Origin of the sequence: Bradyrhizobium sp. (assembly GCF_016462955.1) — a bacterium.
Classification (GTDB): domain Bacteria; phylum Pseudomonadota; class Alphaproteobacteria; order Rhizobiales; family Xanthobacteraceae; genus Bradyrhizobium.
In genome coordinates this window covers 2,739-3,324 of record NZ_JAEMSD010000642.1, presented here as the reverse complement: position 1 = coordinate 3,324, position 586 = coordinate 2,739, and the positions used below count along the sequence as shown (strand labels likewise).

General features: G+C 58.5%; 1 protein-coding gene and 1 tRNA gene. One reads left to right on the top strand and one right to left on the bottom strand.

What is annotated here, in order from left to right; translation table 11 throughout:
• Nucleotides 1-75: transfer RNA gene (locus JHD07_RS36095), tRNA-Glu, on the top strand.
• Nucleotides 76-189: 114 nt separating this feature from the next.
• On the opposite strand, the gene JHD07_RS36090 is transcribed toward JHD07_RS36095, so the two are convergent.
• Nucleotides 190-579, bottom strand: coding sequence for a type II toxin-antitoxin system VapC family toxin (locus JHD07_RS36090; RefSeq protein ID WP_291630864.1), 390 nt, complete (start codon nucleotides 577-579; stop codon nucleotides 190-192).
• Between the last annotated feature and the right edge of the window lie 7 nt (nucleotides 580-586).

The following is a 586-nucleotide window of genomic DNA, read 5'->3' as shown; positions in this document are numbered from 1 at the left end:
GCTCCCTTCGTCTAGCGGTTAGGACGCGGCCCTCTCAAGGCTGAAACAGGGGTTCGATTCCCCTAGGGAGCGCCAAATCGCCGCCATTCAGAATGTGACTGCGAACTCGGGGCCTGGGATCGGCCCTCTCATTGCTCCACCCGCGTCTGTTTGGGCCGCTAAACTTGGTTGGTTTGCTCGTAAGTGTTCTTAAGCAAGCCAATTCTCCACGTTCAGGCCGACGATACGTTTGAACTCGCTGGTATTGGCGGTCACAATCGTGGCGCCAGTCGCATAAGCATGGGCGGCGATCAGCAGGTCGTTGCCGCCGATCGGCTTTCCCGCCGCCTCCAGTTTGGCGCGAATTCCGCCGTATTCGGTGTCGGCGGGCACTTCGAACGGCAGCACATTTATCTCGCCGAGCAGGTCTTCGACAGCTTTGAGCAGTCGCTTCGATCCGCTCTTCGCGCAGCCGTAGCGCAGTTCGGCCGCCACGATAATGCTGATACAGATCTTGTCCTCGCCCAGTTTGGCGATCCGCCTTGCAACTTTGCCCTGCGGATTTCTTATCAGGTCGGAAACGATGTTCGTGTCCAGCATGTAGCGC